This is a genomic window from Streptomyces sp. (assembly GCF_036566765.1).
Classification (GTDB): Bacteria; Actinomycetota; Actinomycetes; order Streptomycetales; family Streptomycetaceae; genus Streptomyces.
The window spans coordinates 1-8,245 of record NZ_DATCVQ010000603.1 but is presented as its reverse complement, the minus strand read 5'-3'; the positions used below and the strand labels follow the sequence as shown (position 1 = coordinate 8,245).

The following is an 8,245-nucleotide window of genomic DNA, read 5'->3' as shown; positions in this document are numbered from 1 at the left end:
CCGGCCCTCCCGGCGACGCGGCCGCAGGCGCGGCGAAGGCCCGAGCGGCCCTGTCCACGCCGTCGCGCGCGACGACCCCGGCAGAAGAGGGCCTCTTCGCCCCGGACGAGACCCTGGCGGCACAGGCCAGGGCGTCACTGGCGACGGGCGCCGGCACCGGCGACTTCGAGGCGGCGGCGGGCGGCGCGGCGTACGCGGTACGTCACGGCGGCTCGGTGTCGACCGATGAGGCAGCCACCCCCGCCCCCTCCCAAGGCTGGGGCGGCGGGGCCGACATGGGCGCGCCCGCCACGTTCGTTCTGCTGCGGCACGGGGAGACGGCGCTCACCCCGGAGAAGCGATTCTCCGGCAGCGGCGGCAACGACCCCGAGCTGTCCGCCGCCGGGCTGCGTCAGGCCGACGCGGTCGCCGCGGCGCTCGCCGCGCGCGGCACGATCCAGGAGATCGTCACCTCACCGCTCAAGCGCTGCCGCCAGACCGCCGAGACGGTCGCCGCCCGCCTGGGCCTGGACGTCCGGATCGAGGAGGGCCTGCGCGAGACGGACTTCGGCGCATGGGAGGGCCTGACGTTCGGCGAGGTACGGGAGCGGTACCCCGACGACCTCGACGACTGGCTCGCCTCCCCGAAGGCCGAACCCACCGGCGGCGGCGAGAGCTTCGCGACGGTCGCCCGCCGGGTCGCCGCGACCCGGGACCAGCTGGCCACCGCGTACGCGGGCCGCACGGTCCTCCTGGTCACCCACGTCACCCCCATCAAGACCCTGATCCGCCTGGCCCTGGGCGCACCCCCGGAGTCCCTGTTCCGCATGGAACTCTCGGCGGCCTCGCTCTCGGCGGTGGCGTACTACGCGGACGGCAACGCCTCCGTCCGCCTCCTGAACGACACCTCGCACCTGAGGTGACGAAGCGTGAGGTGACGGAGCGCGGCGGCGCGGCCCGGGAAAATCCCGCGCCGCGCCGCCCTGCTCCGTAGCACCATCCCCCCATGACCTGGCACCTCACCGAGCTCGCCGGCGTCTTCCACGCCGCCGCCCACGAGCACCTCACCGCCGATCCGGCGCGCAGCACCGTGCTGCTCACCCTCAGCGAGGCCGCGCGACGGCAGCCCGTCGCGCACGCACAGTACGGCTGGTGGACCGAGCCGGACGGGAGCGTCACGGGCGCCTTCCTGTCCAAGGTCGCCCATGAGCCGACGCTCGGACCGATGCCGGTGGCGGCGGCCCGCGCCCTCGTCCACGTTCTGCCGGGCGCGGCGGAGGCGACCGTCGTGCGCGGCGAGACGGAGCCGGCCGAGGCCTTCGCCCGCGAGCTGAGCCGCGAGCGGGACCGCCCGTGGACGACGACGCTTCGGCTGCGCCTCTACCGACTCGCCGAGCTCACCCCGCCGGACCCCGCCCCGAGGGGCCGACCGCGGACGGCGACGGCCGAGGACGTCCCCCGCGCGGTCCGGTGGATGCGGGACTTCGCCCACGCCATCGGCGAGAACCCCGACTTCGACTACACGCCGAACATCGAGGCCCGCGTCGCCGACGGCCGGTTCCACCTCTGGGAGACCGAGGACGGTCCGGTCTCGATGGCGAGCGTCTCGCCGGTCGTCGCGGGCCAGGCCCGGGTCTCGTCCGTGTACACACCGGCCGAGGCACGCGGGCACGGCTACGCGGGCGCCGTGACGAGCTCCGTGACCCGTGCGGCACTCGACGCGGGCGCCCAGCAGGTGCTGCTCTTCGCGGACTTGGCCAACCCCACCAGCAACGCGCTGTACCAGCGCCTCGGGTACCGGGCCGTGACCGACCACGTCGGCCTGACGTTCGGCGGCCAACGGCGGTCCTGATCGCCCCCGAACGAGTGGACTCGCGGGAACGCGTTTCGGACCGGGGCCTCCACCAAGGGTTCGGGTGGTGACCTGGCCGCCTCAGCCCCGACCCGGAAGAGGCCCCCGACATGAGACGTACCTCCGCCCGTCGTCTGTTCGCCGCCGCGTTGCTCGTGGCGTCCGTGCTGGCCCCGGTGGCAGCGACCTCCGCCACAGCCGTCGACGCCGTCGCGGCCGACCGGCACGAGAAGGAGGACTGCCCGAAGGGCGGACTCGGCCCCGAGCTGAACGCCCGGCTGGACAAGACGATCGAGGACGTCCGCACGCAGGCGGGCGTCCCCGGGGTCGTCGTCGGACTGTGGATTCCGGGCAAGGGGTGCTACGTCCGGGCGACCGGAGTCGCCGACAAGACCACCGGGCAGCCGATGTTCAAGGACACCTACCTCCGGATCGGCAGCGAGACCAAGACCTTCACGGTCACCGCGCTGCTCGAACTCGTCGACGAGGGCAAGGTCGGCCTCGACGACCCGATCGACAAGTACATCCGCGGCGTCCCCAACGGTGACAAGATCACGCTGCGCCACCTCGCCGAGATGCGCAGCGGCCTGTTCCCGTACACCTCCGACCCGGACTTCGACCACGACTTCCTGAGCGACCCGAAGCGCGGCTTCAACCCGTGGGAGGTGCTCTCGTACGGCTACCGGCACCCGAACACCTTCGAGCCGGGCGCGCAGTTCCAGTACTGCAACTCCAACCTCATCCTGCTCGGCCTGGTGGTCGAGAAGGTCAGCGGTCAGCGGCTCGGCGACTTCTTCGACCAGCGCGTCCTCCGCCCGGCCCGCCTGCGCCACACGCTGTTCCCGGAGGGGGCCGAGTTCCCCGAGCCGCACGCGCATGGCTACACCGACCAGACGCTGAGCGGCGCGATCGAGGACGCCACGGACTGGAACCCCAGCTGGGGTTGGTCGGCGGGGGCGATGATCTCGAACCTGCACGACCTGCGCCGCTGGGCCAAGGTCGTCGCCACGGGGGAGCTGCTCAGCCCCGAGACCCAGGCCGAGCGCCTCAAGACGCTGCCGACGGGCTTCCCCGGTACCAGCTATGGTCTCGGCATCTTCGACTCCAACGGATGGATCGGGCACAACGGCTCGCTGCCGGGATACGAGACCGTGACGGTCTACCTGCCCGAGCAGAAGGCGACCATGGTCCTCCTGCTCAACACCGACACCCTGGTCCAGGGCCAGGAGCCGTCCACGCTGTTCGCCCGGGCGATCACGGAGATCATCACGCCGGACCACGTCTACGCCGGCGTGATCGGCCCGCGCTAGAGCCTGAGGGTCTCAGGGCTTCAGGCCTTCAGGGCCGACGCCTCGCGGGCGAGCGCCTCGACGCGCGTCCAGTCGCGCGCCGCGAGGGCGTCGGCCGGCAGCATCCACGTACCGCCGACGCAGCCGACGTTCGGCAGCGACAGATACGCGGGCGCGGACGCGCGGGAGATGCCGCCGGTCGGGCAGAACCGGGCCTGCGGGAGGGGTCCCGAGAGGGACTTCAGGTACGGGACGCCCCCCGCGGCCTGGGCCGGGAAGAACTTCATCTCCGGCACCCCGCGCTCCAGCAGCGCCACGACCTCCGAGGTGGTCGAGACCCCCGGCAGGAACGGCAGCCCGGACGCCCGCATCGCGTCCAGCAACCTCTCCGTCCAGCCGGGGCTCACCAGGAACCGAGCCCCGGCGGCGGCCGCGTTCGAGACGTTCGGCGCGGACACGACCGTGCCCGCACCGACGACCGCCTCCGGGACCTCGGCCGCGATCGCGCGGATCGCGTCCAGGGCGGCCGGGGTCCGCAGCGTCACCTCGATCGCCGGCAGCCCGCCCGCGACGAGCGCCCGGGCCAGCGGTACCGCGTCGGCCGCGTCCTCGACGACGACGACGGGAACGACGGGGGCAAGGTCGAGAACGCTCAGCATGGGCCCATCCTGCCCACGCCAAGCGCTACACACAACGACCGTTGCGCATGCTGCAATCAGTGAATCTCGTCCACCAGCACGTCCAGCACCCCCGCCTTCGTCCCCTCCTCCACCACGTACCCCAGGTCCCGCAGCGCCTCCACCAGCTCCGTCCGCCCCTTCGGCGCGGCCCCCGCCTCAAGGAGGCTCCGTACGATCCGGCCCTTCGTCGCCTTGTTGAAGTGGCTCACGACCTTCCGCGTCGGCGCGTGCAGCACCCGTACCGTGGCCGTCCGCTCCGCCACCTCGCCCTTCGGCCGCCAGGCGGCCGCGAACGCCGACGACCGCAGGTCCAGGACCAGCCCGTCCCCGGCCGCCTCCGGCAGTACCGCCGCCATCGGCCCGCGCCAGTGCGCGCCCAGAGCACCGAGCCCCGGCAGCTTCACCCCCATCGAGCAGCGGTACGACGGAATCCGGTCGTCGACCCGCACCGCGCCCCACAGCCCCGAGAACACCAGCAGCGAGGCCCGCGCCCGCTTGCGCGCCGCCGCGTCCAGCGTGGCCAGGCCCAGCGCGTCGTACAGCACGCCCGTGTAGATCTCCCCGGCCGGCCGCGCGCCCGCAGTCCGCAGCTCGACGTTCTTCGCGACCTCCCCGCGCAGCCCCTCGCTCAGGCCGAGCACCTCGCGCGCCTTCTCCTCGTCCGCGGCACACAGCTCGACCAGCTCGCCCAGGACGGCCGCCCGCGCCTCCGCGAGCCCCGGCAGCGACAGCGACTCCGGCTTCAGCGGCGTCCCGCGGCCCGAGGCGGCCTTACCCTCCGACGGCGGCAACAGCACGAGCACGGTGGTTCTCCTTCGTACGTACGGGGCTGGGGGTGCGGCCCCAGACCGCTCAGCCTACAAAGTGCCGCACCCGGCACCCCGCCATACGCTCGGTCCATGCCCCGCCGCCACCTGCACGTGACCGGCGCAGCCGAGGCTCCGCTGCGGGCCGCCCTGCGCGCACTGCGTACCGAGCTCGGGATCCCGGACGCCTTCCCGCCCGCGGTCCTGGCGGAGGCGGAGGCCGCGTCGAAGAACCCCCGCCTGCCGGCCGACGACGCCACCGACCTCCCCTTCTTCACGATCGACCCGCCCGGGGCCACGGACCTCGACCAGGCCATGCACCTGACCCGGCGCGCCGACGGCGGCTACCGCGTGCACTACGCCATCGCCGACGTCGCCGCCTTCGTCGCCCCCGGCGGCGCGATCGACGCCGAGGCGCACCGTCGCGTCCTGACCCTGTACTTCCCCGACGGCAAGGTCCCCCTGCACCCGCCGGCCCTCTCCGAGGGAGTGGCGAGCCTCCTTCCCGACCAGACCGTCCCGGCCCTCCTCTGGCGCATCGACCTGGACGCCGAGGGCCGCCGCGTAGCCACCGACGTCCGCCGCGCCCTGGTCCGCAGCCGGGCCCGCCTCGACTACGCGGCCGTCCAGCAACAGATCGACGACGGCACGGCAGAGGAACCCCTGACCCTCCTCCGCGAGATCGGAAAGCTCCGCGAGGCCCTGGAAGAAGAACGAGGCGGAATCTCCCTGAACGTCCCGGAACAGGAGATCGTAGAAGCCGCCGGCTCCTTCACCCTCCACTACCGGGCCCCCTTGCCCTCCGACGCCTGGAACGCCCAGATCTCCCTGCTCACCGGCATGGCCGCGGCCGACGTGATGACCGCCGCCGGGACCGGCGTCCTGCGCACCCTGCCGACGGCCCCGGACGGCGCGGTCGCCCGGCTGCGGCGCTCGGCGAAGGCCCTGGGAGTCGACTGGCCGCACCACGTCTCGTACGCGGACGTGGTCCGCCACCTCGACCCGCGCAACCCGCGGCACGCCGCCTTCCTCCAGGACTGCACGACACTCCTGCGCGGCGCCGGCTACACCGTCTTCACCGACGGAAACCTGCCCACCCCGGCGATCCACGCCGCGGTCGCCGACGAGTACACCCACTGCACCGCTCCGCTCCGTCGCCTGGTCGACCGCTACACGGGCGAACTCTGCACGGCAGCCGTCGCGGGCCGCGAGCCGCCGGAGTGGGTGACCGAGGCGCTGGCGGCCCTGCCCGACGAGATGGCCGCGGGCTCGCGGCGAGCGAACGAGGTGGAGCGCGAGAGCGTGGACATCGTCGAGGCGGCGCTGCTGCAGGGCCGGGTCGGGGATCTCTTCGACGCGTACGTGGTCGACGTCAAGGAGCAGGAGCCGACGATCGGCGCCGTCCACCTGGACGACCCGGCGGTGGTCGCCCGGATCGCGGGCGGCACGGACGAACTGCCGCTGGGCCGCTGGCTCCGCGTCCGCCTCACGCAGGCAGACCCGGGCTCGGCGAAGGTGCAGTTCGCGCCTGCTTGAGCGCGGCGAGGAGGGCCCGCGGCTCGTCCGCATGGAACCGCAGCACCCGCACCGCCCGCGCCCCGCCGAGAAGCCGGGGCACGTCGAGGGGCTCGGTCAACTCAAGGGTGACGGACGTCTGGGAGCCCACAGCGAGATCGAGCTCCCCCTCCCTCTTCTCATGCGAAAAAAGCAGCTCATGCCGCACCACGGCAATCCGGTCGAGCGGTACGAGAACGTCGACATGGGCGGCCTGCCGCAGCCGCAGGGCATCCGAGGACAGCACATGCGGCCGGGTGACGGCCGCAGCCTGCAGCCCCAGCACGAACAGCACGGTGTACACATCGAGCACGAGCACGATGGCATGCACGACGGGAAGGCCGCCCAGCAAGTAGGACATCCCAACGGTCTCGACAAGGCAGACGAACGCAAACCCGTACATCAGAGCAGCCTGATCACGCGCATGAGGAAAAGCCAGGTCACCGCCGCGCACCCCGACACGCTTCCGAGCCACCCACAACCCAAGGCTCACCATCAACCGAAGCTCATGCCCGATCAGCCGCAGCACCGGCACAGGCACAAGCACCTCCAGCGCCTCCCGGGCGGAGAGGCCGCTCCGCCGCAACCGCGCGTACAAGCCCACCTCGCCGAAGAACAGCAAGAGCACCACGACCTCGCCGACAGCGAGCACCCCACCGGGCACCCGCACCCCGGCGACGAGGCACACGGCCAACACGACCTCAGCGGGCAGCGCCACATAGGCGACCCCGCGCAGCACACGCACAGCAGCATTCACGACGACCCCCAGAACGTCCCCCACGGCACTGCCCACGGACCCCCGCTCACCCCGTCCACCCCGCTCACCCCGCACGCTCCTGCACCAGCCGCATGGCCTGGAGGACCGCCGCCTCCTGGGCCGGCGCGAAGTCGGCGAAGAACGCGGCGGCGAGCTTGGTGTCCGGGAGAGCCCCGTCATGACCGAGATCGGCCGCCACCTCGTCCGGCAGGAGGTCGGCCAGCGCCCGGGCCGCCTCGCCGACGCGAGGGTCGGACGGCGACGCGGAGGCGAGCGCGTCGAGACGGGCGTACACGTCGTGCGCCCGCTCCGCCGCCCCGGGGGCCTCGGCCATCGAGCGCATCGAGCCCATCAGCCGGTCACGCGCCTCGCCCTCCGGCGCGACGGTCTCCAGAAGGGCCAGCATCTCCCGGTCCTTGGCGGCCATCGGCGACTCGGGCCGCCCGACGGAGGCGCGAGCCATGTCCTGGAACAGCGCGGAGAGGGCCGGCGAGACGGGCCCTTCGGCGGTCAGCCGCCCGTCCCGAGCCTGGTCGAGCAGCCCGGAGAGCCGCTCCCGCCGCTCGTGGATCACGGCCTCCTGCCGGCGCAGGTCCTCGTCGAGCTCCTCCAGGACCTCGACCAGCTCCCGCCCCCCGTCGTCCGCGAGCACGTCCCGCACCTCGTCGAGCCCGAGCCCGAGCTCGGTGAGCCGCCGGATCCGGGCGAGCAGCACCGCGTCGCGCACGGTGTAGGCGCGGTACCCGTTGGCCCGCCGAGCGGGCTCGGGCAGCAGCCCGAGATGGTGGTAGTGCCGCACCGCCCGCGGGGTGACCCCGACGAGCGCGGCGATCTCTCCGATTCGCATGACCTCAGTACAAACCCTGACGCTGCGGCAAGGTCAAGCGAGCCCCCGATGCCGGGTAGCATGGTCGACACGGCAGACGAGCCGGGCGGACGGCCGCGTGGGGATCCCAGGATCTCCCCGAGGAACGTCCGGGCTCCACAGGGCAGGGTGGTGGGTAACGCCCACCCGGGGTGACCCGCGGGACAGTGCCACAGAAAACAGACCGCCGGGGACCTCGGTCCTCGGTAAGGGTGAAACGGTGGTGTAAGAGACCACCAGCGCCTGAGGTGACTCAGGCGGCTAGGTAAACCCCACCCGGAGCAAGGTCAAGAGGGGTCGTCTCCGGATGACCCTGCGCGAACGTTCGAGGGCTGCCCGCCCGAGTTCGCGGGTAGACCGCAGGAGGCCGGTGGCAACACCGGCCCTAGATGGATGGCCGTCTCCCCGGCCGCCGCAAGGCGCCCGGGCGACAGAACCCGGCGTACAGCCCGACTCGTCTGCC

At 73.0% G+C, this 8,245-nt stretch carries 8 protein-coding genes and 1 other RNA gene; 5 read left to right on the top strand and 4 right to left on the bottom strand.

Going from position 1 to position 8,245, the window contains the following annotated elements; translation table 11 throughout:
- From VIU94_RS34895 to VIU94_RS34885, 3 genes are all read left to right on the top strand, one after another.
- A partial coding sequence (locus tag VIU94_RS34895) for a bifunctional RNase H/acid phosphatase (protein ID WP_331917875.1) occupies positions 1-902 on the top strand: 902 nt, incomplete at its 5' end.
- A gap of 83 nt (positions 903-985) precedes the next feature.
- Positions 986-1,831, top strand: coding sequence for a GNAT family N-acetyltransferase (locus tag VIU94_RS34890; protein ID WP_331917873.1), 846 nt, complete (start codon positions 986-988; stop codon positions 1,829-1,831).
- A 110-nt stretch (positions 1,832-1,941) separates the two neighbouring features.
- Positions 1,942-3,141: a serine hydrolase domain-containing protein gene (locus VIU94_RS34885; protein ID WP_331917871.1), complete on the top strand. Its 1,200-nt coding sequence runs from the start codon at positions 1,942-1,944 to the stop codon at positions 3,139-3,141.
- 20 nt (positions 3,142-3,161) lie between these two features.
- On the opposite strand, the gene VIU94_RS34880 is transcribed toward VIU94_RS34885, so the two are convergent.
- Together VIU94_RS34880 and yaaA are read right to left on the bottom strand one after the other, a co-directional pair.
- Positions 3,162-3,779, bottom strand: coding sequence for a bifunctional 4-hydroxy-2-oxoglutarate aldolase/2-dehydro-3-deoxy-phosphogluconate aldolase (locus VIU94_RS34880; RefSeq protein WP_331917869.1), 618 nt, complete (start codon positions 3,777-3,779; stop codon positions 3,162-3,164).
- Between the two features lie 56 nt (positions 3,780-3,835).
- Positions 3,836-4,603, bottom strand: a complete 768-nt coding sequence (yaaA, locus tag VIU94_RS34875; RefSeq protein ID WP_331917867.1) for a peroxide stress protein YaaA — start codon at positions 4,601-4,603, stop codon at positions 3,836-3,838.
- 96 nt (positions 4,604-4,699) lie between these two features.
- Between yaaA and VIU94_RS34870 the strand changes: the two genes are divergently transcribed.
- Positions 4,700-6,142: an RNB domain-containing ribonuclease gene (locus VIU94_RS34870; RefSeq protein ID WP_331917865.1), complete on the top strand. Its 1,443-nt coding sequence runs from the start codon at positions 4,700-4,702 to the stop codon at positions 6,140-6,142.
- Here the strand turns inward: VIU94_RS34870 and VIU94_RS34865 are convergent.
- On the bottom strand, positions 6,093-6,953 hold the full coding sequence (locus VIU94_RS34865; RefSeq protein ID WP_331917863.1) for a hypothetical protein: 861 nt from the start codon (positions 6,951-6,953) through the stop codon (positions 6,093-6,095). The two genes, VIU94_RS34870 and VIU94_RS34865, sit on opposite strands and share 50 nt — an antisense overlap.
- Positions 6,954-6,981: 28 nt before the next feature.
- A complete protein-coding gene (locus VIU94_RS34860) occupies positions 6,982-7,764 on the bottom strand; it encodes a MerR family transcriptional regulator (protein ID WP_331917861.1) in 783 nt (260 codons plus the stop codon).
- Between the two features lie 77 nt (positions 7,765-7,841).
- Here VIU94_RS34860 and rnpB point away from each other — a divergent pair.
- Positions 7,842-8,243: RNase P RNA component class A (rnpB, locus tag VIU94_RS34855), an RNA gene on the top strand.
- The last annotated feature ends 2 nt before the right edge of the window (positions 8,244-8,245 follow it).

What these genes read in the sequence shown, in the direction of transcription:
- VIU94_RS34890 (WP_331917873.1), top strand. Translation starts at nt 986, where the DNA reads ATGACCTGGCACCTCACCGAGCTCGCCGGCGTCTTCCACGCCGCCGCC.
- VIU94_RS34885 (WP_331917871.1), top strand. Translation starts at nt 1,942, where the DNA reads ATGAGACGTACCTCCGCCCGTCGTCTGTTCGCCGCCGCGTTGCTCGTG.
- VIU94_RS34880 (WP_331917869.1), bottom strand. Translation starts at nt 3,779, where the DNA reads ATGCTGAGCGTTCTCGACCTTGCCCCCGTCGTTCCCGTCGTCGTCGTC.
- VIU94_RS34870 (WP_331917865.1), top strand. Translation starts at nt 4,700, where the DNA reads ATGCCCCGCCGCCACCTGCACGTGACCGGCGCAGCCGAGGCTCCGCTG.
- VIU94_RS34860 (WP_331917861.1), bottom strand. Translation starts at nt 7,764, where the DNA reads ATGCGAATCGGAGAGATCGCCGCGCTCGTCGGGGTCACCCCGCGGGCG.